The organism is Vibrio sp. 2033 (assembly GCF_033339735.1).
Genome location: NZ_JAWOVC010000001.1, coordinates 195,024 through 220,700, shown reverse-complemented (window position 1 = coordinate 220,700; position 25,677 = coordinate 195,024). Strand labels below are relative to the sequence as shown.

21 protein-coding genes and 1 pseudogene are annotated in these 25,677 nt (G+C 43.0%); 18 read left to right on the top strand and 4 right to left on the bottom strand.

Annotated features, from left to right (window positions below):
- Positions 1-40: 40 nt before the first annotated feature.
- Positions 41-597: pseudogene (locus tag R7P74_RS00925) on the bottom strand (DUF3750 domain-containing protein).
- A gap of 489 nt (positions 598-1,086) precedes the next feature.
- Between R7P74_RS00925 and R7P74_RS00920 the strand changes: the two are divergent.
- From R7P74_RS00920 to R7P74_RS00900, 5 genes are all read left to right on the top strand, one after another.
- The gene (locus R7P74_RS00920) at positions 1,087-1,449 is read left to right on the top strand and encodes a hypothetical protein (RefSeq protein ID WP_025766707.1); all 363 of its coding nucleotides are present in this window, start codon (positions 1,087-1,089) and stop codon (positions 1,447-1,449) included.
- Positions 1,450-1,484: 35 nt separating this feature from the next.
- A complete protein-coding gene (locus tag R7P74_RS00915) occupies positions 1,485-1,949 on the top strand; it encodes a GNAT family N-acetyltransferase (RefSeq protein WP_005389117.1) in 465 nt (154 codons plus the stop codon).
- A gap of 248 nt (positions 1,950-2,197) precedes the next feature.
- On the top strand, positions 2,198-3,616 hold the full coding sequence (locus R7P74_RS00910; RefSeq protein WP_017634015.1) for an SLC13 family permease: 1,419 nt from the start codon (positions 2,198-2,200) through the stop codon (positions 3,614-3,616).
- Positions 3,617-3,619: 3 nt separating this feature from the next.
- Positions 3,620-4,957: an ATP-binding protein gene (locus tag R7P74_RS00905; RefSeq protein WP_005389108.1), complete on the top strand. Its 1,338-nt coding sequence runs from the start codon at positions 3,620-3,622 to the stop codon at positions 4,955-4,957.
- Complete coding sequence (locus R7P74_RS00900) at positions 4,944-5,417, top strand: response regulator (RefSeq protein ID WP_053303110.1); 474 nt, start codon at positions 4,944-4,946, stop codon at positions 5,415-5,417. The genes R7P74_RS00905 and R7P74_RS00900 overlap by 14 nt, the downstream gene beginning before the upstream one ends.
- A gap of 107 nt (positions 5,418-5,524) precedes the next feature.
- On the opposite strand, the gene R7P74_RS00895 is transcribed toward R7P74_RS00900, so the two are convergent.
- Positions 5,525-7,228 (bottom strand): putative bifunctional diguanylate cyclase/phosphodiesterase, encoded by a 1,704-nt coding sequence (locus R7P74_RS00895; protein ID WP_213901119.1) that lies wholly within the window; start codon positions 7,226-7,228, stop codon positions 5,525-5,527.
- A gap of 487 nt (positions 7,229-7,715) precedes the next feature.
- On the opposite strand from R7P74_RS00895, the gene R7P74_RS00890 reads away from it, so the two are divergent.
- The 4 genes from R7P74_RS00890 to R7P74_RS00875 all read left to right on the top strand — a co-directional run bounded on the left by R7P74_RS00890 (position 7,716) and on the right by R7P74_RS00875 (position 12,417).
- Positions 7,716-8,933, top strand: a complete 1,218-nt coding sequence (locus R7P74_RS00890) for an HD-GYP domain-containing protein (protein WP_025766705.1) — start codon at positions 7,716-7,718, stop codon at positions 8,931-8,933.
- 202 nt (positions 8,934-9,135) lie between these two features.
- Complete coding sequence (locus R7P74_RS00885) at positions 9,136-9,759, top strand: LysE family translocator (protein ID WP_005377741.1); 624 nt, start codon at positions 9,136-9,138, stop codon at positions 9,757-9,759.
- 212 nt (positions 9,760-9,971) lie between these two features.
- Complete coding sequence (locus R7P74_RS00880; RefSeq protein ID WP_151514746.1) at positions 9,972-11,513, top strand: YjjI family glycine radical enzyme; 1,542 nt, start codon at positions 9,972-9,974, stop codon at positions 11,511-11,513.
- Between the two features lie 22 nt (positions 11,514-11,535).
- Positions 11,536-12,417 carry a YjjW family glycine radical enzyme activase gene (locus R7P74_RS00875; RefSeq protein ID WP_318122525.1) on the top strand — a complete coding sequence of 294 codons (882 nt, stop codon included), beginning with the start codon at positions 11,536-11,538 and terminating at the stop codon, positions 12,415-12,417.
- Positions 12,418-12,436: 19 nt separating this feature from the next.
- Here the strand turns inward: R7P74_RS00875 and R7P74_RS00870 are convergent, their stop codons facing one another.
- A complete protein-coding gene (locus R7P74_RS00870) occupies positions 12,437-13,375 on the bottom strand; it encodes a LysR family transcriptional regulator (protein ID WP_005377737.1) in 939 nt (312 codons plus the stop codon).
- A gap of 411 nt (positions 13,376-13,786) precedes the next feature.
- On the opposite strand from R7P74_RS00870, the gene R7P74_RS00865 reads away from it, so the two are divergent.
- Together R7P74_RS00865 and R7P74_RS00860 are read left to right on the top strand one after the other, a co-directional pair.
- Positions 13,787-14,557 (top strand): TerC family protein, encoded by a 771-nt coding sequence (locus R7P74_RS00865; RefSeq protein WP_005377734.1) that lies wholly within the window; start codon positions 13,787-13,789, stop codon positions 14,555-14,557.
- A 160-nt stretch (positions 14,558-14,717) separates the two neighbouring features.
- A complete protein-coding gene (locus R7P74_RS00860) occupies positions 14,718-15,320 on the top strand; it encodes a 2OG-Fe(II) oxygenase (RefSeq protein WP_104975288.1) in 603 nt (200 codons plus the stop codon).
- 54 nt (positions 15,321-15,374) lie between these two features.
- Here R7P74_RS00860 and R7P74_RS00855 read toward each other — a convergent pair whose 3' ends face one another.
- Entirely contained in the window at positions 15,375-16,640 is a 1,266-nt protein-coding gene (locus R7P74_RS00855) for an HD domain-containing phosphohydrolase (protein ID WP_213893821.1), read from the bottom strand.
- Between the two features lie 629 nt (positions 16,641-17,269).
- Here R7P74_RS00855 and R7P74_RS00850 point away from each other — a divergent pair.
- The 7 genes from R7P74_RS00850 to fhuB all read left to right on the top strand — a co-directional run bounded on the left by R7P74_RS00850 (position 17,270) and on the right by fhuB (position 25,493).
- On the top strand, positions 17,270-18,463 hold the full coding sequence (locus tag R7P74_RS00850) for an iron-containing alcohol dehydrogenase (RefSeq protein WP_054574120.1): 1,194 nt from the start codon (positions 17,270-17,272) through the stop codon (positions 18,461-18,463).
- Between the two features lie 161 nt (positions 18,464-18,624).
- Complete coding sequence (locus R7P74_RS00845) at positions 18,625-19,830, top strand: aromatic amino acid transport family protein (protein ID WP_225472888.1); 1,206 nt, start codon at positions 18,625-18,627, stop codon at positions 19,828-19,830.
- Between the two features lie 274 nt (positions 19,831-20,104).
- Positions 20,105-21,229, top strand: coding sequence for an HD-GYP domain-containing protein (locus R7P74_RS00840; protein ID WP_318122522.1), 1,125 nt, complete (start codon positions 20,105-20,107; stop codon positions 21,227-21,229).
- A gap of 87 nt (positions 21,230-21,316) precedes the next feature.
- Positions 21,317-21,535: a hypothetical protein gene (locus tag R7P74_RS00835; protein ID WP_005377723.1), complete on the top strand. Its 219-nt coding sequence runs from the start codon at positions 21,317-21,319 to the stop codon at positions 21,533-21,535.
- Between the two features lie 324 nt (positions 21,536-21,859).
- Complete coding sequence (locus R7P74_RS00830; RefSeq protein ID WP_005377721.1) at positions 21,860-22,624, top strand: ABC transporter ATP-binding protein; 765 nt, start codon at positions 21,860-21,862, stop codon at positions 22,622-22,624.
- 11 nt (positions 22,625-22,635) lie between these two features.
- On the top strand, positions 22,636-23,520 hold the full coding sequence (locus tag R7P74_RS00825) for an iron-siderophore ABC transporter substrate-binding protein (RefSeq protein WP_054574124.1): 885 nt from the start codon (positions 22,636-22,638) through the stop codon (positions 23,518-23,520).
- Entirely contained in the window at positions 23,517-25,493 is a 1,977-nt protein-coding gene (gene fhuB / locus R7P74_RS00820) for a Fe(3+)-hydroxamate ABC transporter permease FhuB (RefSeq protein ID WP_225472889.1), read from the top strand. Before R7P74_RS00825 ends, fhuB begins: the two co-directional genes overlap by 4 nt.
- Positions 25,494-25,677 lie beyond the last annotated feature (184 nt).

The following is a 25,677-nucleotide window of genomic DNA, read 5'->3' as shown; positions in this document are numbered from 1 at the left end:
TATGCTGAACATAAAACGAGCCAGTGACTAACCTTTGCTGTTAATCGCTGGCGTAACCGCTACCAATTGCGCGAAACGGCAAGTTCAGCTCTAATTCTGGAATTTGTTTACCACCCAAGCCGGAAATGTATTGCTATTTGGCCCTGGAAACAGAGTATATTCTTCAGCCCAAGGGTATTGGTTAATCACACTTTGTATTTTAGGGATAAGTTGGCGGGCCTTTTCACCTTGTATGGAGAGGATCTTTTCTGGTTTTGCACCATACCAATATCGATCTGGCGTCCCAGTTTGGTACTGATATAGAGCGGGTTGTCCGCGATTCACTCTCCAGCCGACTACTTCATACACTGTATATTCGTTCGCATTTTCAGGCTTTATTGCAAACCATGTATGAACAGCAAACCAGCCTCGCCAACCAAACGCATCTGCGGCGTAAAACTCAATCACAGCATGCTTAACATTAGAAGGGTCGGGTGCGATACCCGCAGGTTCTCTGCTAGCAGTACGCCAATCTCCTTGAGTGCATCCACCCAGCATAACCGCGATTGACATGAACCCAATTTTTACAAGGTGAGTAAAGTTGAGAAGGTCTTTCATTTATTGCTCCTAGACCAACCGATGTTGGTAACGCTCTATTGATTTTAGCTATAAAAACGTGGCAAGCCTGATTGTTGAAATCCTCTCCTTATTAAAAGAGAGAGGGAAGTTAGTGCCATAATTCCAGTTCATACGCAATAATAAGGTAAGCCGATTTGTAACATGTGGCATAGACGATGCCGTATTTCTCGAACGATTCGTCTAGTTGCGTATGAAAAAGTAAGAGGTTGTATGTATTCCTTACACGGTTACATGAATTAAAAGCATTAAAAAACAGAGGTTTACAGTGGACTTTGACTGATTGAGTGAGTTTGGGACTCTCACATTGTCTCACATTGTCTCACATTTGCTTGTTTTGGGCGGAATTTTCATCGCTCATCTTTTTGCGCGTTTAGAGTCAGCGTTCAGCTATGGCACAATAGGCGCTCACAGAACAAGTGCTGTTTGGTCATGCAAATAGCAGAAAAATAACTAGAAATAGAATAATTAATGTTTAAATCAAAAAGTATACTCGCATTAAGCATGTTCGCATTTGGCTGTTTTGCCAATCAAGATAGCGAACCAACGTCCGTTGTGCTGAACTATGGTGACTCCTCCATCAGTACTGATATTCAAGCCAATCGAAAATTTCATGTTGTCCGAGACAATGAAAGTGAGCACGTAGAATTTTCCGGCGGAATCATAAAGGAGTATTCCGATTATATTGTGAATGTTCATATCATAAGAAAAAGCAAAATACGCAGATCAAGCCGAGAGCTGAATACAACCGTACTGATGAACAGTGATCAGATTGGGAAGCCTTTAGTGATTGGCATTGAAAATGATGAGTTCACTAGTATCACTTTGCGTTAATGCTTAGTATTTATTGAATAGGAATGAGGAAATTGATGCTCTCAATACGCTGCTATCGCACCGAGGATGCCCCAACACTGTGGGCACTCTTTTACCATACTGTGCGAATCATTAATCGTCGCGATTATACGGAATCACAAGTTTCCGCTTGGGCACCATCAGATTTTGACCTCGATGTGTGGCAACGAAAAATGGACGATATTCAACCATACGTCGCGGAGATAGAAGGGCAGGTCGTTGGCTATTGTGATTTGCAAGGTGACGGCTTGATTGATCATTTCTTTTGCCATCATGAATACCAAGGACAAGGTGTTGGTCGTGATTTGATGTCTTTTCTTTTTTCACAGGCGAAAGTACAGGGGATAAAACGACTGTATTCTGAAGTGAGTATTACCGCCCGACCTTTTTACGAGAAAATGGGTTTCACAGTTAAGTCTCGACAACATGTTGAGGTTAGGGGAGAAACCTTAACTAACTTTATGATGGAAAAGTATATTTAACTTAAATAGTGAGCATTTAGTGAGCTTGAACACAGATATAAAATGTTTTCCAATGTGAAAACGAGTTCATTGATCTCGCACCAACGTTTTGTTTGAAAACAGTGTACATAATCTTCTCTGGAACGCCATTACCGCATTTCGTCTCTGAAGGCTTAAAAACAGTCTGAAAGTTTTGGTTTTGCGGCGGGTAATAGCGTTCCAAACGCCAAATGTGTCTGGCTAACCATCTCAGGAAGAGAAGTAGTACTATGCGCCCTTATCTCAAATACGTTGTTCCAACATTGATACCATTGCTTGTTTGGTTGATGCCTCTCTCTGCGTTCCCATTTGATGGCATTACTATCGTCCAGCAAAGAGTGATTGCAATCTTCTTGCTTGCCGCACTTTGCTGGGTATTCGAGCCAATTCCAATCTACGCCACTTCGGTTGTGATCATTGTCCTAGAGCTATTGCTTGTATCAAATAAAGGTATTGTGCTCTTTCGTTTGCAAGAAGGGCAGCCACATTTTGGTGAGCTATTACAATACAACGAGATAATGGCGACCTTCGCTAGTCCGATTATCATGCTCTTCCTCGGCGGTTTCTTTTTGGCTATGGCGGCGACAAAGTACAGGTTAGATGTCAACTTAGCCCGAGTGTTACTCAAACCATTTGGACAAAAACCAAAGTTCGTTATGCTGGGGTTGATGCTGATCACCGCTGTTTTTTCTATGTTTATGTCAAACACCGCAACAACAGCGATGATGTTGTCCATTTTAACCCCTGTGATAGCGGTTTTCGGGCCTAAAGACCCAGGTCGAATTGCATTCGCCTTGTGTATTCCTGTTGCAGCCAACATTGGTGGCATTGGTACTCCAATCGGCACGCCACCGAATGCCATCGCCCTAAAATATTTGGTTGGTGACAACTTAATTACGTTTGGTGAATGGATGGTATTTGGTGTGCCATTCGTTATTGTGATGATGGCGTTAGCCTGGTTTCTGATTGGCTTTTTGTATAAAGCCGAACAAACCACCATCGATCTGAACATTAAAAGCAAGTTTTTGAAAACACCCAAAGCAATAATGGTTTACGTCACCTTTGCCGGCACGATTATTCTTTGGTTGATGGGTTCTGCACATGGAATGAATTCTTACACAGTAGCATTAATTCCGGTCGCAGTGTTCTCACTGACGGGCATCATCAACAAAGAAGACTTGAAGAAAATCTCTTGGGATGTGCTTTGGTTGGTGTCAGGCGGTATTGCTCTGGGCCTTGCTCTAGATAAAACCGGGCTTGCGAAGCTGGTGGTACACAGCATTCCGTTTGATCAGTTCTCGCCATATGTTGTCTTGTTTGGTGCGGCTTTCTTGTGCTTGTTAATGGCAAACTTTATGTCGCATACAGCCACAGCAAACTTGCTGATGCCGATTATGGCTGCGCTGGGTACTTCTATGGCTTCGCTAACGCCTCTCGGCGGTGAAGTTACTCTGATCTTGGTCGTGACATTTGCCGCTTCACTCGGTATGTCGTTACCAATTAGTACGCCACCAAACGCGTTAGCTCATGCAACAGGGCATGTCGAGAGCGGCCAAATGGCTCGTATCGGTGCCGTGCTAGGCGTGATTGGCGTATTACTCAGCTTTGTGATGGTGTGGATTTTACATACTGTTGGGCATATTGGATAACCCATGTACGAAACGAAGTTAGACGCGTTAGTACAACGCTACTTTAATCACCTTGAACGCCGATTAACGGTTTTATCCGGGTCGGTGCTTATTGAGCAAGCTGGCTACAATGATCGCTTGTACTATGTGCTGTCGGGAGAACTGGCGGGCTATTACGCGGAAGATGACAAGAAACCGATTCAGGTATTTTCTGCGTCTCAAGGTGCGTTTATTGGCGTACATAGTTTCTTTTCTGGTACGTGGACTGCCTCTTCGACAGTGATTGCTCAAACCGATGTTGAATTGGCTTGGATACAGCGCGATACGCCCGCCGTGGAAGAGGCGACATACGGACCATTGACGACACAATTTATGCCTGTGATGGTTAACGAATTATCTCGTCGTCAACGGCGCGCAATGCAAGAGGCATTGGCTAAAGAAAAAGCACTACAAAAGCTTCATACCGCAGAGCAAATGACAACGTTGGGGCAGCTTGCAGCGGGTATTGCTCATGAGTTGAACAATGCGATAGGCGTTGTAAGCAGTAAATCAGAACGGCTAGAGACAGTTATCATGGAACTGCTTGAAGAAGTTCATCCGGAAGCGAGTCAATTTTTTGATTTTGGTTTAATGCAAGGGCAGAAAGTCTCTTCTAGCGAAGCGAGAAAGCGGGGGCGCCACTTCGAAAAATACTACGGTTTAACCAAGGAGGTTGCTCGTGATCTTGCGCGAGCCGTTCCAAATAATTTCCTTTCGGAACATTGGCTAAAAAGACCAGAAGAAGCGATACGTTTCTGGCAAATGGGGCGAGATCTCCATGACTTACGCATCGCCTCTAAACATACCGTTGGCATTGTGCGATCCGTAAAACAATTGGGGCGCACGGATATCGACTTGGATGAAGCGATTAACATCAATGATTCAATCAATCGCGCATTGGCTCTATTGCAAAGTGACTTAAGACGAGTGAGTGTTCGTTTTAGCCCTGCGGATTTACCTGCTTTTATTGGTTCTCAAACCGAACTCGTCCAAGTTTGGGTAAATATATTAAAGAATGCGTGCGATGCACTTGGTGAAACGGAGAAACCCGGTATCGAAATACATACTCGGGAGAGTAAGGGTAAAATTTTGGTCACGATTGCTAACAACGGACCAGAAATTGATGAAGCGACACGTAGAAAAATTTTCCGGCCAAACTTCACCACTAAAAAGGGGGGATTGTCGTTTGGTTTAGGGTTAGGTCTGTCGATTGTGAAGCGCATTATCGCCGGATATAACGGCTCTATTGTAGTAAAGAGCGACAGTGAAAAAACGATTTTTAGAATCAAGTTACCAGTAGAGGGTGAACATGGAGAAGCTTAATGTAATTTGCGTTGATGACCAACGAGAGGTACTAAGCGCGGTTCTACAAGATTTAGAGCCGTTAAATCAGTGGTTGAATATCGAAGACTGCGAATCAGCAGGTGAGGCTCTAGAACTGATGGATGAATTTGATGCAGAAGGCGAGATGATCGCATTGATTATTTCCGATCATGTGATGCCAGGTAAAACGGGAGTAGAGCTGCTGACCGATGTATCAAAAGACGGTCGTTTTGGCTTTACGAGGAAAGTGCTTCTTACCGGGCAAGCGACGCACACCGATACGATTAATGCGATCAACTCCGCAGGCATTGACCGCTACTTTGAAAAACCATGGCAAGCAAGCCAATTAATAGAGTGCGTTAGAAACCTGGTGACCCAATATATCTTTGATGTGGGCTTAGATTACACTCAGTATCACGAACATTTAGATCAGAGTGTGGTGTTTGAACGCCTACGTTAATAGGGGGCATTAAGCTTTGTTTTCGTCACGGCCAGTTAGTGTCTGAAATCTATAGTGAATAGTTCAGCATGTTTAACGTGGCCGTGCGGAATATTGCTCTAGTATGCTTAACTCAACGAATAGCGGCTTGCACTGGCAACAGAAAGTGGCTTAGAGAACCAATAACCTTGCAGATAATCGACGCCCATTTCGGTAAAAAATTCACACATTTTGGCGTCTTCAATTCCCTCAATCACTACTTCAATATTATTTTCCTGGCACATAGTGATAAGAAACTTCAGATATTCTTGTGAAGAGCGGTTGGTTAGTGTTTTCCACGCCATCGACCTATCAATTTTGATTTGTGTCATCGGAAGGTCGAAGAAGCTATTTAATGAACTGTAACCAGATCCAAAGTCATCCAGAGAGAGTGCAAATCCTAGTTCCCTGAGGGTATTCAGAGGGGCAATGGCTGTCTGATTATTATCCAAAATAAATGTTTCTGTTAGTTCCAACACAATAGACTCAGGAACGACACCAACCTCATCCGCCATGGCTTTAATTCGCGCAGGGAATTCACTATTCATTAACTGAAGTACAGAAACATTCACGTTGACACGAACTTGGTTTTGGTAACGCTCACGGTAGTTTTTGATAAATTCACACGCTTTGGCAAAGACTTGATATCCGAGTTCGACAATCAAACCTTTGTTCTCTGCGACGGGGATGAATTCGTCTGGATAAATTTCGCCAAACTCTTTGCTACGCCAGCGAACCAGAGATTCGAAGCTCACCACTTTTGAGCTTTTGGCGTCAATAATTGGCTGAAACTTAACGCTTAATGTCTGTTTTTCTAGTGCACTTTTTAGACCTTGTTCAATAAAGAAATAACGGTCTACGGCATGCTGAGTTTTCTCACTGTAAACCGCAACACGGTCTTTATTCTGCTCGCTTGCGTACTGACAAGTTCGTGCTGCTTTACGTAATATTTCCTCTGCTGAGTGACTTGGATCTATGCAAGGATACAAACCAATACTAATGTTACTTCCTAAGTATTGGCCCTCTTCAATCACTGCCTCGTGGTAGGTTTCCTTTAAACTTTCGGCATAACTTTGCAGCGTTTCTACCGAGCATTCATCGTGAATCAAAATCGCAAAGTCATCATCATGTACGCGATATACAGAACTATTTGGAGAAGGTAGGTGACTGAGAGTTTGTAGCAATTTTTCCACTAACCCATCGACCAACTCGCTGCCATATTGATTTAAGTAAGATTTAATCTCTTCTATCTGAATGTAACAGATAGATGCACAAGAATCGGTGGCTCGCACACTATCTTCAATATCCAGCAAGAGATGGGCGCGATTAGCCATACCTGACGCATTGTCATGAAATGCGACTTGATGAATGTAGCTTTCCATCAGCTTGCGTTCAGAAATATCACGGTGGCTACCAACCATATAATGACCATGTTCTGTTTCTTTGGTCATGGCTACGCCTTCAATCCAGACGTACTGTCCATTGGGTTTACGCACGCGGTAGGTCGTTGTGACCCTCGTGTTGTTGGTAATGATGTGAGCATCGACCCGAGTGGAGAGTCTTTCTCGATCGAGAGGGTGAACAAGGTCTAACCATTGCTCTAAGCTGATTCGACCAGCGTTGATACCAAGCTGCTCATAAAAGCCCTTGTTATAAAATACCATGGTTCCAAACTCATCCATGTAAAAGAGGCCTTCGTTAAACACATCGAAGATATGAATGAATCGTTCTTCGACGATTTTTAGGAACTCTCGGTCACTATCTGAGACTTGTTGGTCAAATATGGTGGTCAAGATATTTCCTCCTCGAGCCTTTTAGCATCAGAGATGAGTGTTGGGGTTGATAACATAGAGTTGATCTGCTGGCGTACATTACAATCACAAAAGTGTCAGTTCAAATTGTTTGGCTATCATTTTATGCGCTACTAGGTTAATAACATACTAAGATTAGGCGGCTAATCATCGACATTTATAAAAAATAGTCAACAGTAAAAATCATTTATAAAATACAGTTATTGATGCCGTCCGCAATCTATAAATATTTATGAATAATTATCCTAAAGTTATTTTCAGTTGTGTCGGTATCAATGTGCTGTTTTCTAACGTCATTTGTATATATGTTATCTTGGATAAAACCATAATAACAAAAAGGACTTAATGAGCGCGACCGATTATTAATTGACAGGATGCTCATTAATTGTAATCAATTCAAATTTATTATCACGCCAAGTAATCAAATCTCTTATAATGCGGACGTTAATATCGAGTAAGCCTTCTTTATATGCAGTACGATCCGAAAAATTCAATCAAAATTGCGCTCGCTGATATCGGCGTTGGTATGTTTGTTACCGCGATAGAGCACAACAAGCGCGTCAATTTAGCCAATGCAGGGCGGATATCTAGCCCTGAAGGCATTAAGAAGCTTGCTACAAGTGGCGTAAAGTATGTTTGGGTAGATCAAACATTATCTTCGCAGCAGTGTGTCTTCAAGCCTGTAGATGAATCAACTGATGCCACTAAAGAGACGAGAGAGCAGAAACACTCAGATTTTAAGAGGGGTCAACGAACTTATCGTTCGAGAGACATCCAACACAAGCGAGCCAAAAAGCTGATCGCCGAAGCAAAAGATTTGGCGCAGAAACTATTGAATCAAACTTTTGAAGGAAAAATCATTGAAGTTGATGAAGTAGAAGCTTGGGCTGACGATGTCATTGAAAGTGTTTTGATTGACTCAGATGCGTTGCAGTGTGTCTCTGCACTCCGAAAAAAAGACTCTTACTTATTGGAACATTCCGTCAATGTCGCTTGTCTTTTAGTGTCATTCGGTAAGTACTTGGGCTTGGATAAGCCAACGCTAAAACAGCTTGCTGTAGGTGGCATTATTCATGATGTAGGTAAAATTAAAGTCGATGATAAGATCTTGCACAAGCCAGCGAAGCTAACGCCTGAAGAATTTGAACATATGAAGCTACATCAAGTGTTCGCAGGTGAGATTATCCTTCACGTAAAAGGACTTAGTGACGTAAGCCGTGATGTTTGTTTGATGCACCACGAGAAGTTAGATGGCAATGGTTATCCTAGAGGCTTGAAGGGGGAGGAGATTCCAATTCACGGCCGTATGAGCTGTATTGTAGATATCTACGATGCGCTAACGGCTGATCGCTGTTACAAAAAAGGCATGAGTTCTGCCGAAGCGTTTAAAATCTTGTTGAGTCTAACGCCATTTCATTTAGACGCCGACTTAGTTTACAAATTCATTAATTGCATTGGGATGTACCCCGTAGGCTCTATTGTCGAGTTGAACGATGGGCGTGTTGGTATTGTTTGGTCTTCAAATGAATCTCAAGCATTAAAGCCAGAAGTGAAATGTTTCTACTCCCGCAAGTATAAACGATACATTGATGTCACGATGGTGGATTTAAAAACGAGTGCGTACAAAATTGAAAGAGCGATAGCGCCTTCATCGTTAGAGATCGATCCTAAGCCTTTTTATGATTAAGAGAAATGGATAAGCTTATACAACAGGCTTTACATCCTTGCATGTAGATCGTATTTTATTTGCATAACTATCTATTAATTTTTTCTAAGTTATTTAGATGCAAGATGGTTCTTAAGACCTCGGCTTCATGGATAGAAACCGGGCGATAAAATAGTTCTATACACAATGGGCTATAAACCTCTTTTTTCTGGAAGGGATGCCAATGCAAATAGATACATGGATTTTTTACACTCTTGCCATTCTCGTGCTCACTGCTTCACCAGGACCAAGCTCACTGTTGTGTTTGAGTAAAGGAGTGAGTAGTGGGTTTCGTATTGCTTTCATGACTGCACTTGGCAGTTTGTCTGCGATTACGATCATCCTTACGCTCTCATTTACCGGGCTGGGAGTTGTCATTGCTTCATCTGAGTTAGTTTTTAATATTATCAAATGGTGTGGTGCCGCTTATTTAATCTGGTTAGGTATTCAAGCGTTGCGCTCATCTCAGACAGATTTTAATAAAACGGCAACGACTCAAAGTTCCGCGACAGCGTTCAGCGCGTTCACTAGTGGTTTCATTGTTGGCGCTAGTAACCCCAAAGCGATAGTCTTTTTCACCGCTTTGTTTCCTCAATTCATTGAACCTTCCGCACCGCTACTGGCTCAATACGCGATTTTCGCGTCTACATTTGTGGTTTTTGAGCTTAGCTGGCTAACATTTTATGCATTGTTAGGGGTAAAAGCCTCTGATTGGTTGTTTGTCGCTGGAAGAGCGAAGTTGTTCAATCGTTTGACTGGTGGAGTATTTATTGGTGCTGGCGTGATGTTGTCGACGGCAAACCGATAAATAAGACAGACTTCGGTACGCAGTTAGGTTTTCCCATATAGTAAGTTGGAATGCGCTAATTTAGCTTTGTCTTATTTCCAGAATGGAAATAGACGTTTTGTTTATTTTCATTAGTGGCAACAGCCAAGCAGGAGTAAAATCACGTTACTCTTTAGGGGTAGAGCTCGTATTTTGTCTTGTGGGCTTGTGGTTACTTTGTAGGAATATCTTAGATGACAAGCCTTTCTAAACTACAACAACGTTTTCTAGATATCGCGACCGACGTCCGTCTTTCTCCAAAACAGAAGTCGAGTTTTTTAGCTTTAGAGGCGGAAGCGTGCATTCCTTACATGACCGTATCTCCATCACTGAGACAAGCAATGGATGAAGGCATCATCTGCGATATGTTTGAAGGTCATGCACCGTTTAAACCTCGCTATGTGTTGCCTGATTACGCTAAATTTCTATCGCAAGGCTCAGACTATTTAGAGTTGTCTCCGGCTGATGATTTCGATGATGCGTTGAACATGCTGACCATCATTTACCATCATGTTCCTTCGGTAACGAACATTCCGGTTTACTTAGGCCAGTTAGATGATGTCTTGTTGCCTTACATAGGCGACCTAACAGAGAGCCAGATTTACAAAAAGTTAAAACATTTTTGGATCATGCTGGATCGCACATTGCCAGATGCGTTTATGCATGTGAATGTCGGACCGACAGACAACATTATTTGTCGCACTGTTTTAAAGGTAGATGCGGAGCTCAAGCAGATCGCACCGAATCTCACCTTTATGTACGACGAGACAGTTACACCTGATGATTTACTTCGTCAAGCGACACAGAACATTTGTGAATGCAGTAAACCGCATATCGCCAATTACCCAATGCACGCGAAAGCCTACAACGGCTCACGCTTTGGTATTGTAAGTTGCTACAACTCGCTTCCATTAGCAGGTGGCTCGAACACATTGGTGCGAATGAATTTAAAAGAAGTTGCAAAACGAGCATCAGACTGTAACGACTTCTTAAATGCGTTGCCTTCTTACCATCGATTAATGGTCGAGCTCATAAACGCAAGAAGCACGCACTTGCATGAAAAATCGAACTTCTTTCAAGGCTTTTTGACGCAAGAAGGGTTGATAAAAGAGTCCTATTTCGCGCCAATGTATGGCGTTTACGGCATGGCCGAAGCGGTAAACCTTCTATTTGAAAAAGAAGGGCAAATAGGGCGATACGGAAAAAATGATCGAGCAAATACTTTTGCTCATGATGTTTCAGCAACACTGGCTAAACTGGTGGACTCAACCCCGGTGAAATATGGTTTAGATGGCAAAGCGCTCTTACATGCACAAGGCGGCATTAGCTTAGATCATGATGTTACGCCAGGTGTACGTCTGCCTTATGGTGCAGAGCCAGACCCTGTCACTTATGTACAAGCAACGGCGAAGCATCATCAGTATTATCGTGCGGGTATCAGCGATATTTTGACGATTGATGAAACGGTGAAATCTAACCCAGAAGCGATGTTCAATTTATGTAAAGGGGCACTAAATGCTGGTTATCGTGAGTTTACCGCGAATGTCACTTCAAATGACTTAATTCGCGTGACAGGCTACATGATCAAACTTTCAGATGTCGCGAAATATGATAAAGAAGGTTCGAGAACCAACACGACGTTTCTAGGTGCAGAAGCAGCAAAAAATACCAAAATTTTAGAACGCTCGCCACGTGTGGTGAGTCATGAAGTAACACCGACTTACACGCAGGCATAAGTTCGGTTTAGGAAAGAACAAGATGTCTAGACGAAGTGGAAGCCTTTTGGCAAAAGTCACTCGTATCCTTCCTTTCTCTTGTGTTGATGGGCCAGGAAATCGTCTAGTCATCTTTCTACAGGGTTGTAACTATCAGTGTTTGAACTGCCACAATCCTCACACGATAAACCATTGTAATCATTGTGGTGAGTGTGTGAGTGAATGTTCAGCAGGCGCATTGAAGTTCGACGAAAACAACAACGTTGTTTGGCTTAAAGAGGAGTGCACCCACTGCGATCATTGTATAGAGATATGTCAGAACCAATCTACTCCAAAAATTACTGACTACTCTGTAGTAACAATGCTCGATTTGATACGCAAACATCGCTTTTTCATCAGTGGTGTTACTGTATCCGGTGGGGAATCTACCTTACAACTTCCTTTCATTATTGAGCTGTTTAAAGGGATAAAACAAGATCCTGAATTACGGCACCTCTCTTGTTTCATCGACAGTAACGGTTCTTTAGCGGTTGCTGGTTGGCAGCGTATTCTACCTTTTCTGGATGGCGCAATGATCGATTTGAAAGCGTGGCAGACGGAGACGCATCAGTGGCTAACTGGGCGTGATAATCATCGTGTATTTAAAACCCTTCAGTACCTTGTTGAGCACGAAAAATTGTACGAGGTCCGCTTACTGCATATTCCCCGAAAAAGTGATTTAGATATAGAAATCGTAGCAATTGGACGTTACTTGAGTACTCTTCCTGAATCGGTGCTTATCCGTTTAAATGCCTTTCAGCATCAAGGAGTAGTGGGGGAGGCGTTAACTTGGGATATGTGCTCTCATCATGATATCGAACGCTTAAAATCAGAGCTTCGATGCTACGTGAGTAACCCTATCACAGTGCCGACAGTACTCACGTAGTACCGTTGTTTATCTATGCTTACGCATCACAGGCATCTAACATGGCGCAAGCGTCGAGTAATTGTTGCTGTAACCATTTTAAAGCGGGATCGTTTAAGCTCGCTTTGTTCCAAACGAGGCTGTAGGCTACTTGCCCGTAATCGAATGGAAGAGCTTGCTCAACCAAACCTTTTGCTTGCATTGCCGCTCTTGCCCAAAGCTTGGAGCATGTGAACAAGTAATCCGAGTGCTGACACATCACCGCAGCTGAACCAAAGTCGGCTACACGCATGGCCAAGTTTCGCTTTGAATGCCTTTGGGTGAGATTTTGCTCAAAATAAGGTTGTGACAGATCTTTATCATGAATACCGATGTGTCTTGCACAAAGGTAACTTTCAACAGATAAGGGTTGCTCAGCGAGTGGGTTCGATGCTCTCATTAAGCAAACCATTTCGTCTTTCAAAATGGTTTTCCATACCAAGTCTTTATTTTGTGTGGGTGGTTGGCTGAGATCGTGAGGAAGCAACAAAAAATCCACTTGACCTCTTGCTAATGCATCGAAGCTCATTTCCTCTTTCGCATGGACATTCAAGTGCGCGTGGTTACTCAGTTGTTGGGACAGATGCTGTAGAACTGGCGCAAAGAGCTCAAACGAACTTTCACGCATTGCTAATGAAAAACTACCTTGATAGTAAGCCGGATTAAAAGAGCCTTGATGTAATAACCCATTCATACTGGAGAGTATGCCATGGATTGAAGGGCCTATATGCAGCGCAAATGCTGTCGGCACTAAGCGAGTGCCATCACGGTAAAAAAGGTCATCCTTTAGCGTTTCGCGCAACTGTCCGAGCGTTTTACTGACGCTCGATGGTGTTACACACAAGCGTTCTGCCGCAAGTGTGACGCTGTGAGTGGTTAACAACATATGTAAAACAGTTAGATGTTTAAGGCTTATACGCGAAAGAGCAATGTAGTCCATAAATAGCATGGTTTCTTATGATTTTTGGCAGTATATCAGCATGAAACAAATTTTTACTATTGTTTATCTCGGAAACACGCCTGTTTCTCTTTGAGCTCAATGCATTTAATGGGTTGCATAAGGATTGATGGTGCTTATAAGTCTAGAAATTTATCTTAGTTTTGTTGGACTTTAATGCTTTCATTTATTCAATACTAAAGCTTCTATGTAATTTTAATCAATTTGGAGGAGTTGATTGATTTGTACACGAATTAAACTTGTTCCTTGTTAATTAAAATAGATATTGTTTTGTTGATTGTTTGGTGATTTACTCATGATCCCTCAGTAACAAAGGTATAAATAATTAATGGACGACCCCTTTAGTCGACAAAACCCTTCACCATATGTCTTCTTATTATTGGAGACATGCTCATGCTAGAACTTTTTATGCAACCAGAAGCTTGGGCTATTTTCGCCACTTTGTTTGCGCTTGAAGTTGTCTTAGGCGTTGATAACGTCGTTTTTATCTCTGTCTTATGTGAAAGACTGCCGCTGCACCAACGTAAACTGGCAAGAAACCTTGGTATTGGTCTTGCTGTTATTGCTCGTATTGGTTTAGTGTTTTCAATCTCTTGGATCATGCAATTGACTCAACCGCTATTTTCTTTGGCGAACCAAGCGTTTACCGGAAGAGACGTTATCATGATTGCGGGTGGTGCATTCCTCTTGGCTAAAAGCCTGAAAGAGTTGTGGAGTTGGTTAAATCACAACGAGTCGGCTCACTCAACTCACGCCCGTACTGGTTTAGCGGTAGTTCTGTTGCAGATTGTTGCCGTGGATGCTGTATTCTCGATGGACTCGGTGATAACCGCCGTTGGTTTGACAAGTGATGTCCCACTTATGGTCGCAGCGATTGTTTCTTCTGCTATCGTGATGGTCATGACAGCAGAAAAAATCAATAACCTGGTGTCGTGTTACCCTGGTTTTAAGACACTTGCTTTGTTATTCCTCGTTTTGTTAGGTGGTTTATTGATGGCAGAAGGCTTCGAAATTCATATCAACAAAGGTTATGTGTACTTTGCGATGGCATTCGGCTTAATTCTGGAACTTTGCCATATCCAGTTAAAAAACAAACAACGCCCGACTATTAAACGTCTTAGTCCGTTGCGAGTTCATCCAACCAGATTAGAAGCTCGTCAATAATAAAAGATATTGCCGCTCATATGAGCGGCATTTTTATATTCGTCATCACCTATTTTTACTCTCTTTTTATTTTGTTGTCGTTTCGACAAAAAATCGCATTTGTTGTGGGGTTGAAGATTTTTTATATAGACCGCCCAACTAATATGAGTGAACGACAATAATGGATAAAATGATCGATGCGTTAGCAACCCATGGCTACTACATCTGGGATGATTTTCTTTCTGAACAAGAAGTGGCTCAATTACGAGACTGCATTCCAAGTAACTGGAAAAAAGCGCGTATTGGTCGTAATGACGATGTGACTCGTATTGAGTCAATTCGAAGTGACAAAATTCAATGGTTATCGCCCAATATGGGGCACGCGGTTACTTCTTACTTAGATAAGATGGAAGAAATACGCCAAGAAGTGAACCGTCACTTGTTTCTAGGACTTTTTGAGTATGAAGCTCACTTTGCCAAGTACGAGGAAGGGGATTTCTACCAAAAGCATCTAGATTGTTTTAAGGGCAATGAAAACCGTCGATTGACAACCGTTTTTTACATGAACGAATCTTGGACGGAAAAGGATGCAGGTGAATTGGTGGTTTACGATCTAAATGATAATAAGATAGCAACCATCTCTCCTCAATCGGGACGCTTACTTTTATTCTTATCTGAGCAATTCCCGCATGAGGTTTTACCGACCAATGCTGAGCGTTTCAGTATTGCAGGTTGGTTCAGAATCAATGGTGTGCGAGACAATGTACTTGATATTGCAAAATGATTGGTTTGCAACCTGCACAAAATCAGCAAAGGGCGTAGATACGCCCTTTATCGATTAAACATTAGTTGATAGCTCGTAACACTCGGTCATGTTTCGCTCTAGCACGGCATAGACGTCAGAACAAAGTTCTTGTTTAGCGACTTGCTCGCCCATAATCGCGGCGATTTGTGCTTGAGCCATTCGTCCTCGGTAGGGACGGTCCTGAGACAGAGCTTGAAAAACATCGGCAACCGCGACAATACGCGAAGGTACATCGAGTTCGTCTCCTGTTTTATGATAAGGATAGCCAGAACCGTCCAAACGCTCGTGATGATTAGAGGCCCACTCCGCTATTTTAGCGTTGGGAAACACTTTGTGTAATGCGAGCTGAGTATCAATTGTATGGCGTTTAATACGCGTATACTCTTGTTTATTAAGAGAGCCTTCTTTATGAAGAATCTCATCTGGTGTTTTTAACTTTCCGATATCATGCACCAACCCAGCAATAAATAACATCTCTTGGTCGTGCTCACAGAGCCCAAGCTTGATGGCTAGATACCGAGATAACTCCGCCACTTTTTGCGAATGTTGATAAGTAAATGGGCTTTTTGCGTCAACAATTCGAGCGATAAACATGCCCAAACTATTCATATCTTGGATGGTGAGCTGTTTTTGAAGCCAATCAATGCTTTTAAAGTTTAATCCGATGGTTTCTATATTTTCAGACTCCATCGCGAACCAAAATGCGTCGGTCATAACGAGCTTAACCATTGCCTTAGCCATGTCTGGATTAAACAAAGTTCCAGCGTTTGCCATGATGCACTCTGCAATTAGTTCTTCATGAAGTGTGACAATGTCACAGTGGCAGTTCATGACGTATTTGGAACGCATAAAATCGAGACGGTCGGCTAAATAGAGTAGGGCAGCGACCTCTTTTTCAAAAGGCGGTAAATCAAGATATTTTAGTTCACTCCAATGTGTATGGTGGTAAAGAACAGGTGTAGCAAACTGACGCAACAAACGACACTGCTTGAGGCTTCGGTATCCTCTTAAGCAATGTGTTTTTACATCTTGTGGCACCAACTCCTCAAGTAACATTTTATGTTCTTGTGTTTCGGAGACCCCACAATCGTGGATCATCCCTGCGAAGTAGCAAAACTCCGCTTTTTCTGGTTCCCAGTTCATGACCCGAGCACATTGGTAAGCGATGTAAGCGACACGATGGCTATGGTGCGTATCATCAACACCGACATAGTCGAGTGCTCGAGCAACCCAGATAAGTGCTTGTTTCAGATCGACTTCAAAGCCCATGTCCGTATGGGAATGGCAAGAATGATTCATGGTTTATACCGACATTGCTAATTAGCCCACGCTAAACCCAAATCAGAAGGTGATAGGAAAGATTGGGTACGACAGCGAATAGACCCCAAAAAGGTGGGCGTTTAGACATAGTTTTGATTATGGGCGGGATAATAATCCTAGTTGCATAATAATATCACCTGAAGCTCATGGTTAAGAGTCAGATATTTGAACTAAGTATAAGTTTTGAAAGATTATTGTTGCTCTTGTTGACTTATTTGAAAACGACAATAAATCATGATGTAACGCATTCTTATTTTTATTTTTGTAAATCGTGTTCGGGCTCAACCAGAGACACACGGTATTGATGTGTGATTAACAGAATTTATATTGTTGTTCTTGAAGGCAAAAAATAAGAAGACTTCTTCGAGGCTTGCTCTGTAACTAACAGAGTATTAGGTAAAGCAGCTTGTTAACAACATGATAATAGAGCGTCGTTGAAAATATTTTCTCTGTAGCTCATGTTGTTGAGGAAAGATAATAAAATGGTACGGCTTCCCAGCGATGTTAGCCTTTTTGGTGAGATAAGTTTATTGAAAATGTGTGATTGCAAAGTAAGCATAGGTGGTAAAAGTAGCTAGAATGATAGCTCTAAATGAAAAGGATTTCGTATGTTGAAGCATCGTTTATATCGGACTTACACCGCAGGGTTAAAAATAGCAGCCCTTATCCTTCCTATGCCGAGACCAACCTTGTTTTCCGGCCCTGGTTCGATGAATGAGCTATTAGAATCGATGGCCGAGCTGGGATTTAAACGCGTTTTGTTAGTAACCGACGAAGGGTTAGTCCAAGTCGGTATTGTAGATAAGGTGCTTGAGGCAGCAGCACAACTCGATTTACAGTTAGATGTTTTCTCGCAAGTTAAGCCCGATCCTACCTATGATCAGGTTGAGAGCGGTCTAGAGGCTTATCATCGTTTTCATTGTGAGGGCATATTAGCTTTGGGTGGCGGCTCTGCAATGGATTGTGCAAAAGTTATTGCTGCGAAAGTTACCAATAAACGGCCAATAAAAAAATTAGCTGGACTATTGAAGGTATGGCGAATGCCAGCACCGCTTTTTGCTATTCCAACAACGGCTGGAACCGGAAGTGAAGTTACTATCGCTGCGGTCGTGTCAGATCCCTCCTCACACATTAAAACCCCTTTAATGGATCCAAAGTTGGTGCCACTAATGGCAGCTTTAGATGCGAATTTAATGATTGGTTTACCTCCTAAGATCACGGCTGATACTGGCGTTGATGCATTAACCCACGCTATTGAGGCCTATGTATCGAAAAACGCTACTCAAGAAACGATGGCTTATTCGGTTGCCGCTATTAAACTCATTTTTAAATATCTTCCTAGGGCTGTGATGCAAGGGGATGATGTCGAAGCTCGTCATAAAATGGCTATGGCATCCTATTACGCGGGTTTAGCATTTACCAAAGCGAGTTTGGGTTATGTTCATGCCTTTGCTCACACATTCGGTGCGAGATATGGAATACCTCATGGTATGGCAAACGGATTAGCCTTGTTGCCTGTGCTGCGCTTTTCATTATCAGAGATTGAGCCTCAACTAAGAAAGCTCGATGAGTTGACGGCCGAGGGGCAGTTAGGTAACGCAAGTGCTCAGCATTTTTTGGCGAATCTGGAGTCCTTGTTTTCAACTATTGATATTGAGCAAACCAGTGCGCTCATTCAACGTGAAGATGCTGATGCGCTTGTTGATTTAATTCTGAAAGAGGCGCACTGGAATTACCCTGTTCCCAAGTTCATGAACAGGGAAGAATGCACACAGTTATTGTTAAATATCAGTAAGGTGTAAATTATAGTTTACATGTGTGGTTTTTTATCCTTACACTTTGCTTGATCTTCTGCTAAAGATCCTACAATATCGACGGTAATACAAATATGGTGTTGGTTTCGGTCCGCCGTTGCCCGATCTAATACTGATAATTTCTAATAAAGTGTAAAGATTAATATACAATGAGTCGTTCTAAAGTATTCGGTAGTACGCTAATTATTGCGGGCACTACAATAGGCGCTGGTATGCTAGCGCTTCCACTTGCCTCTGCCGGCATTGGTTTTTCAACTTCTATTATCATCATGCTAGGCTTATGGGCTCTGATGGCTTTCACTGCCTTGCTTATGCTTGAGCTTCATCAACATGCGGAGAGTAGTGCTACACTTCATACTTTGGCGAAACAGCTCCTAGGTCAAAAAGGCAAGTGGGTGGCAAGTTTTGCGATGTTGTTTCTTTTCTACTCATTATGTGCAGCGTATATCGCTGGCGGTGGTGCTCAGTTCGGAGACCGCCTTGCACAATGGTTTGACCTCGATATTTCAGGGCCTACATCAACGATAATCTTTACCTTGATTGTGACTTTAGTTGTGACAGTGGGTACCGGTACGGTCGATAAAGTAAACCGAGTTCTGTTCGCGATGAAGCTCATTGCGATGGTTGCGGTGCTTTCTTTTCTTGCTCCAAACGTTACGGAATCTTACTTGTTAAGTATGCCAATCGAACAAGGCCTTGTTGTAGCGGCGATTCCGGTGATCTTTACTTCGTTTGGTTTCCACGGAAGTATACCTGCAATTGTGAATTACTTAGACGGTGACACTTCTTCTTTACGCAAAGCCGTTATTATTGGTTCGACGATTCCACTCGTTATTTATATCTTTTGGCAAATCGTGACGTTGGGTGTGGTTAGCCAAAGTACGCTTGTTGAGAACGGAGGGTTGAGCGCACTGATTGGTCAACTATCTCAGACAGTACACCAATCAAATTTGGGTAGCATTGTTGGTGTGTTTGCTGACTTGGCATTGTTGACATCGTTCCTTGGCGTGAGTTTGGGTCTATTCGAATTTTTGGGTGATACCATCAAAGGAAGTAACGATAAGCCTAATCGTTTGATTGCGGCACTAGTGACGTTTACTCCACCGCTAGGCTTCGCACTTTTCTATCCTCAAGGCTTTATTATGGCTTTGGGCTATGCAGCGATTGCCTTAGCGATTTTAGCCATCTTTTTGCCTTTGGTTATGGTGATCAAGGTTCGTAAATCGGATGATTTTACTGGGGAGTACCGCGTCGCTGGTGGTCAAGGTGCGCTAGTGATAACGGGCATCGCTGGCACTGGCATCGTATTCGCTCAGGTGTTAATTACGCTGGGTGTGCTTCCTGCTCTAGGCTAGTTGTTTAGAACGTTCTTTGAATAACCTCTAGTTACTGAATCCATCGTAATCAATCTGTATTGTTAGGCCAACGAGTTTCGCTCGTTGGCTTTTTTAATCTGGATCAAATTACCGTAAGATATCCGGTGAAAAAATTGGTAGAAATGTGCTTTTATTTCGTACACTTAAGTTGTGGTATATCGATAATTTAAGTGGAGAAAACCGCTCAAAATACCATTGAATTTGCAACACAATGAGCTTTTCTTGTTTCTCTGCTTTGGTGTGGAGGTGAAGCATGGCGCACCGGAGTTTTTACCCGTTTGCAAAACCGCTTAACGAGCAACTGCAAACGCTAAAAGGCAGGATGCAGGCGCACTTGCCATGTATTGATAGGGTGTCATTTGCAAAATATCACCCAGACCAAGATGTGCTCAAATCATTTGCAGAAAGTGAGTTTGACACTTGGTGTTTAGCCCATCACGAATCAGCATTCCGTAAACTCCACCACCTCAATATTGCCTCTAAAAACGCGGTTCCTCGTATCGTCGAAGACCTTCATGATATTAATCACTGTCCTCGGGTTCAAATTTTACTCAAACACGGATATCAGTCGTCGGCTGCTATTCCTTGTTATGACAACAAAGCTTTTACTGGTATTGTATTTTTGAACTCCACTCAACGTGATGCGTTTAGTTTAGAAGCGCTGAATGGTCTTAAACCTTATTTCGAAATGATTCGATTTGCGGTTGAATCAGAGACTCAAGTAGTCAATGCGATAGAAACGCTAGCGAACCGAATGCAATGTATGATGCCAGGCTATTCACCTGAGTATTACGCGCATACCAAACGCATGAAGTACTACAGTCAAATTATCGCAACGCAGTTAGCGGATCGTTATCACCTGAATGACGAAATGGTCGAAGATATTGGTATTTTTGCTCAGTTCCATGCGCTCGGTGATAGTCAGCTGCCAGTTGAAATTGCTAGCCGCCGAACAAATTACTCTCAAGAACAAGAGGCGATATTGATTCAACATATTGAGCGTTGTATCGATTCAGCGGATGACATAGTTGCCCGTATCGGAAATCCGGTTCACCCGAGTGTGACTTTGTTTTTGCAGATGGTTACTTATCAGTACGAAAACTTAAATGGCACTGGTTATCCGTATGGTTTAACCAGTGACGATATACCAATAGCCGCGCAAATTACGGCTGCTGCAAATGCCTTTGATTTTATGACAACGCACCATCCGTATAGACAAGCGTGGTCCATCCCATACGCATTGTTAGAGCTTGAAAAATGGGTATATCAGGGATGGTTATCTCGAGAATGTGTTAATGCTCTGCGAGAGCATCAAGGTTATATAAAGCAAATCATCCACAAATATCCTGAGCACTATACAGGCTTGGGGTTAATGTGAAGAGCAGTAACAAAGTTGAAATGTTGACGAGGAGGAATATTTAAATAATACTGTTTTTATATACAGTAACAAGTTTGGAGGTGAAGTATGTTGTGGGAAACCCTTGAAAGAGTAAACCGCTTACGCCAACAAGCACTTGCAAATCCTGAGTTTGTTGAGTCAGCAAAAGAGCACGAACAAGCACTTCAGGAGCAAGAATACCATTATCAAACTAAGAAAAAGCGTTCAGCCAAAGACAAACAAGGTAAAAAGTCGCTGGCCGATATCTATAAAGAAGTAGAGTTTGGCGCTGACGCTCGTCATTAATGTATTCACTGCGGCATTTTTCATTTCTTCATACGCTGCAGTATTCGTTCAAATTTATGCGAGAGCAGTGGGAGACCGCTACTCTCGTTGACCTGCCTATAATTTACTAATGAAGTTCAGCCGAGCAAATTATCACTAACACTTAGCAATTCTCTCAATGATCTTGTTGATGTAATGATAATGACAACGGTTTGCATTTGTATCTTTGTTGTTATATAAAACCTCCCTTATTAATCGTTCTGTTGAATAAGAACGGCAAACGTGATCAACGAATGAGAGCTCTGAATAACTGTTATTCGTAAATGGCTATTAGGTGAAGTAGGGATGTTGGAAGCTAAAGCACTCCAGTTTGAGATTGAAGGCAAGTCATTGCTAAAAGCGTTTGATGTGACATTTGAACCCGGAAAAACATACGCTCTTGTTGGACACAATGGTTCAGGAAAATCCACATTGTTAAAGTTGCTGGCACAGCAACAGCCATACACCGCTGGTGACGTGGTTCTGCATGGAACGAGCATTAACGATCTCTCAGCGAAAAAATTCGCCCAACACATTGCCTACTTGCCTCAGCATCTTCCAGTGACCGACAGTATTTTAGGTCGAGATTTAGTCGGTTTTGGTCGTTATCCATGGCATGGTTTACTTGGACGTTTGAGTAAGAAAGATCACGACATTGTTGAAGAAGCAATGGCGATGACAGGCACACTAAAATACGCAGATCGCTTAGTGGACACGTTATCTGGAGGAGAGCGTCAACGTGTGTGGCTAGCTATGCTGTTAGCCCAAAAAACCGAGTATTTGCTTCTTGATGAGCCTTTGTCTGCGCTAGATATCAGCCATCAAGTCGATATGTTGAAGCTTATCTCTAAACTCAGTCAAGAACTGGGCTTGGGCGTTATTATCGTATTACACGACATCAACTTGGCTGCACGATTTTGCGACTACATCGTTGCATTACATCAAGGTGATTTGATTGCACAAGGCAATGTTGAACAGGTGTTTACTGAACCTAAGTTGAGGGACATATATGGGATAGAGATGATGATCTCTGACCACCCTGCGGGTTACCCGGTGGCGATGCCAAGCTAAAGGTTGGAATAATGAGCAGTACAAACACTCGACTTAAACATTTCTCTTTCGCTCTCTCACTTAGTGCGCTTTTGGTCAGTTCTTTTCAAGCACTAGCTGACGCATCACCTCGGGTGATGTCGGTTGATTGGACACAAACTGAAACGATGTTGGCGTTAGGGGTTGTGCCCGTAGGCGTCGCTCAAGGGCAAGATTACGATGCTTGGGTAAAATCGCCACCGTTACCACCTCAAACTAAGGATGTAGGGTTAAGAACTCAACCCAATATAGAGCGTATTTACGAGCTCAGACCTGACCGTATTTTTATTGCCCCGTACTTCTCCTCAATGAAGCATCGTTTAGTCGATATTGCCCCCGTTACCACGATTGACTTATATGAAAGCGGGATCACAGATTGGTCGGTACTTACTCGTTTCACTCGGAGGTTTGGTGAAGAGCTGGGAAGAGAAGCGGAAGCAGAGGCGCTTATCCAACAATATGAAAAACGTTTCTCTTTATTAAAACAGCGCATAAACAAAGACCAGCCGCCGCTTTTAATGATTCAGTTTATGGATACGAAGCACGTTCGTGTTTTTGGTCAAAATAGTCTTTACTCTCAGGCTATCGAAAAGATTGGGCTGAGTAATGCATGGAATGAAAAGACGAATAGCTGGGGCTTTAGCCTAGTTGGCATCGACAAGTTAGCTGGCATAAAAGCTCAAATTGTTATCGTAGAGCCATTACCTTACGGTGGAGCGGAGCAGCTCTCTCAAGACCCATTTTGGCAATATGTTGTTCAACAATCTGGTGAAAAGGTCATGCAAGTCGCACCCGTTTGGAGTTTTGGTTCTATGCCTTCAGCTCTCCGTTTCGCAGAGTTAGTTACGGCGAGTAAGGTCGAGGAGTTAACACAATGAAAACGATGCCTTTAAGCTTTGTGGTGTTACTTTCGGCATTTACCTTTTCTATTGGTGCTTTCCAATTGTACCAAGTAAGCTCATTTTCGTTGGCTCTAAGCAGTTTATGGGAGCCTAACTTTCAATCTATCGATTCTGTTTTACTTCACTTTAGCTGGTGGCCTCGAGTCTTCACCACGATTATATCTGGTGCTGGATTAGCGGTTGCTGGGGTATTGATGCAGCAAGTGCTGCGTAACCCTCTCGCTTCACCCACGACACTTGGTGTGGCGAGCGGTTCAAGTTTTGCTTTGATGTTAGCTACGCTATTCGCACCTTGGATGTTGGATATCGCGCCTAATTTGGTTGCTCTCATCGGCGGTGTGATATCGATGGGGTTGGTGATGCTGTTGTCATGGCGACGAGCGTTATCTCCAACGGTTGTCGTCGTTTCTGGGTTAGTGATAAACCTGTACTTTGCATCATTAAGTACGGTTATTCTGATGATGAATACCGAAAAGCTGAATGGGTTAATGATATGGGGAGCCGGTTCGCTTGTTCAGAGTGGATGGGGAGATTTCTCGTATCTTGCCCCTCGAATCGCACTTGCTACGGTCGTTGCATTTGTGATTGCAAAGCCGTTAAGTCTGTTGGAACTCTCCGAGCAAGGTGCCAAGAGTTTAGGTGTCTCGCTAGCTAAGTTGCGTTTTGTCTGTCTTGGGCTTGCGGTGTTAATCACTTCTTGGGTGGTTTCTGTCGTAGGAATCATCGGTTTCATCGGGTTAGCGGCGCCAGCGATTACTCGATTGATAGGTATCAATAAAATCCAGCATAAGCTTTGGGTATCAATGCTGATTGGTGCCATGTTATTGACTTTAACCGATTTGGTTATTCAGCAACTGCCAGGGCTAATGGCGAGTTTTATACCAACGGGAGCAGCAACCGCTGCACTGGGCGCTCCGCTACTGTTGTGGCTGTTACCTCGCTTATCACAAAAGACGCAGGGCCATACTCAAACAGTGTTAACTCGACATCGTGAACATGTTTACAAGCTAAACCCTAAAGCGATCTCATTGGCGTTGATCGGCACGTTAATTTCTGTTGTTCTTTTTGCCACGGTTGCTGTGCAAAATGAAGGGTGGGCAAACTTATTTTCTAGCCAAAATTGGATTTTTTTGGAGTGGCGCGCACCTAGATTATTTGCAGCAGCAATTGCGGGGGCAATGTTAGCGATTGCTGGAACCATGATTCAACGCCTAAGTGGAAACCCAATGGCAAGTCCTGAAGTGATCGGTATCAGTTCAGGGACAGCGATGGGATTGATCATCGCGATGTTTACTGGGTTTGGTTCGTCAATTTTCACTCTTTCTCTAGGCGGGCTCGTAGGTGCATTAGCGACGGTATTAGTCATTGTGCTGCTAAACCGTAAATCAGGCTTTCAGCCGGAGCGTATTTTGTTGACTGGTATTGCGATAACCGCACTGATGAATGCAATACAGAGCTTTATTCTAGCCACTGGTGACCCAAGAAGTTATCAAGCATTGGCTTGGTTGTCAGGGTCTACCTACTATGTCTCGGTTGAAACGTTACTCCCGTTGTCTTTATCTGCGCTTGTCTTTATAGGGTTGAGTTTTCTCTGCGTAAGATGGCTAGATATTCTTCCTGTCGGTGCCGCTTCCTCTAAAGCGCTTGGAATTCGAGTTGATCGTTCACGCGCAACACTGCTTCTTTTAGTTGCTTGTCTCACGGTCAGTGCGACATTGGTTGTTGGTCCGATTAGCTTTGTTGGGTTGTTGGCTCCGCATTTAGCTCGCTTATTTGGTTTTAACAAAGCGTCACAACACATGTTATGCGCCGCGATATTGGGGGCAGGGGTGATGTTGTTGGCTGATTGGTTGGGACGACAGGTCCTTTACCCGCAAGAAATACCAACAGGGCTTATGGCGTCTCTCATTGGCGGTTTGTATTTAATGTGGGGTTTACGCCGCTTATAGAAATGAGCTAAGCCTCAACCAAGAAAGTACTTATACAAATAAGCACTCGTAGTGGCATTCGTAACCTATGCGAGTGCTTTATGCAAAACCTCTGGTTTGTCTTTTACGGAAACAACTGGCGATGCCGTAACTCGCTTTTCTTTCAGCGGTCGCTGAAGTCATGAAGGGTTGGTTTGGCTGCCGA

What these genes read in the sequence shown, in the direction of transcription:
- R7P74_RS00920 (WP_025766707.1), top strand. Translation starts at nt 1,087, where the DNA reads ATGTTTAAATCAAAAAGTATACTCGCATTAAGCATGTTCGCATTTGGC.
- R7P74_RS00915 (WP_005389117.1), top strand. Translation starts at nt 1,485, where the DNA reads ATGCTCTCAATACGCTGCTATCGCACCGAGGATGCCCCAACACTGTGG.
- R7P74_RS00910 (WP_017634015.1), top strand. Translation starts at nt 2,198, where the DNA reads ATGCGCCCTTATCTCAAATACGTTGTTCCAACATTGATACCATTGCTT.
- R7P74_RS00905 (WP_005389108.1), top strand. Translation starts at nt 3,620, where the DNA reads ATGTACGAAACGAAGTTAGACGCGTTAGTACAACGCTACTTTAATCAC.
- R7P74_RS00900 (WP_053303110.1), top strand. Translation starts at nt 4,944, where the DNA reads ATGGAGAAGCTTAATGTAATTTGCGTTGATGACCAACGAGAGGTACTA.
- R7P74_RS00890 (WP_025766705.1), top strand. Translation starts at nt 7,716, where the DNA reads ATGCAGTACGATCCGAAAAATTCAATCAAAATTGCGCTCGCTGATATC.
- R7P74_RS00885 (WP_005377741.1), top strand. Translation starts at nt 9,136, where the DNA reads ATGCAAATAGATACATGGATTTTTTACACTCTTGCCATTCTCGTGCTC.
- R7P74_RS00880 (WP_151514746.1), top strand. Translation starts at nt 9,972, where the DNA reads ATGACAAGCCTTTCTAAACTACAACAACGTTTTCTAGATATCGCGACC.
- R7P74_RS00875 (WP_318122525.1), top strand. Translation starts at nt 11,536, where the DNA reads ATGTCTAGACGAAGTGGAAGCCTTTTGGCAAAAGTCACTCGTATCCTT.
- R7P74_RS00870 (WP_005377737.1), bottom strand. Translation starts at nt 13,375, where the DNA reads ATGGACTACATTGCTCTTTCGCGTATAAGCCTTAAACATCTAACTGTT.
- R7P74_RS00865 (WP_005377734.1), top strand. Translation starts at nt 13,787, where the DNA reads ATGCTAGAACTTTTTATGCAACCAGAAGCTTGGGCTATTTTCGCCACT.
- R7P74_RS00860 (WP_104975288.1), top strand. Translation starts at nt 14,718, where the DNA reads ATGGATAAAATGATCGATGCGTTAGCAACCCATGGCTACTACATCTGG.
- R7P74_RS00855 (WP_213893821.1), bottom strand. Translation starts at nt 16,640, where the DNA reads ATGAATCATTCTTGCCATTCCCATACGGACATGGGCTTTGAAGTCGAT.
- R7P74_RS00850 (WP_054574120.1), top strand. Translation starts at nt 17,270, where the DNA reads ATGTTGAAGCATCGTTTATATCGGACTTACACCGCAGGGTTAAAAATA.
- R7P74_RS00845 (WP_225472888.1), top strand. Translation starts at nt 18,625, where the DNA reads ATGAGTCGTTCTAAAGTATTCGGTAGTACGCTAATTATTGCGGGCACT.
- R7P74_RS00840 (WP_318122522.1), top strand. Translation starts at nt 20,105, where the DNA reads ATGGCGCACCGGAGTTTTTACCCGTTTGCAAAACCGCTTAACGAGCAA.
- R7P74_RS00835 (WP_005377723.1), top strand. Translation starts at nt 21,317, where the DNA reads ATGTTGTGGGAAACCCTTGAAAGAGTAAACCGCTTACGCCAACAAGCA.
- R7P74_RS00830 (WP_005377721.1), top strand. Translation starts at nt 21,860, where the DNA reads ATGTTGGAAGCTAAAGCACTCCAGTTTGAGATTGAAGGCAAGTCATTG.
- R7P74_RS00825 (WP_054574124.1), top strand. Translation starts at nt 22,636, where the DNA reads ATGAGCAGTACAAACACTCGACTTAAACATTTCTCTTTCGCTCTCTCA.
- fhuB (WP_225472889.1), top strand. Translation starts at nt 23,517, where the DNA reads ATGAAAACGATGCCTTTAAGCTTTGTGGTGTTACTTTCGGCATTTACC.